The organism is Thermococcus sp. M36 (genome assembly GCF_012027355.1).
Classification (GTDB): domain Archaea; phylum Methanobacteriota_B; class Thermococci; order Thermococcales; family Thermococcaceae; genus Thermococcus.
In genome coordinates, this window is the sequence record NZ_SNUH01000057.1 from 1 (window position 1) to 586 (window position 586).

A 586-nucleotide genomic window follows, 5' to 3' on the forward strand; every position below is an offset into this window, starting at 1 on the left:
ATCTGCTTTAGAAGTTTCATATACATTAATACCGGTTTGATTGTAAGGACGCAGATTGCTTATTTTAGGAAGAAGGTACTGAGCCATAAGGCCAGCAGGTAATACCAATGCTGTAAAGATTAGTAAGTAAAGGATTCTATTTTTCATATAAATTAATTTTAATGTTAAGAATAATTTTTTATGCTTTGGTAAGGGTGAGGTCTATATTAATGTTTACTTCATCTGCCACTTTTAAGGCACCCAACATAAAAGAAGGAGGCTTAATACCGTGGCTGCTCATCTTTATTTTCTTGCTTCCTTTTAGTATAAAACCGTTAGCAGCATTGGTGATGGTTAACTGAAGTTCTATGGGTTGTGTATTGCCTGCAATAGTTAAATTACCTGCCACAGTGGCAACGCCGTTGGTAATGCTTATCACTTTAGTAAACTGAAAATTGATAGTACTGTAGGTATCTGCTTTTAATGTTTCATAAGTTCTGTTATCCATTAAAGAACCCTTGGTGCTTTTTAATGATTTGGTTTCAATAGATACCGAAGCTGCGTTGATGTTTTGAAGTGAATTGCCGGTTACAGCAAAATCTGCATT

Annotated in this window: 1 protein-coding gene; it reads right to left on the reverse strand. The window is 35.0% G+C overall.

What is annotated here, in order from left to right; translation table 11 throughout:
• Positions 1 to 178: 178 nt before the first annotated feature.
• The coding region (locus E3E36_RS11295) for a YceI family protein (RefSeq protein WP_167895519.1) at positions 179 to 586 on the reverse strand (408 nt) is incomplete at its 5' end.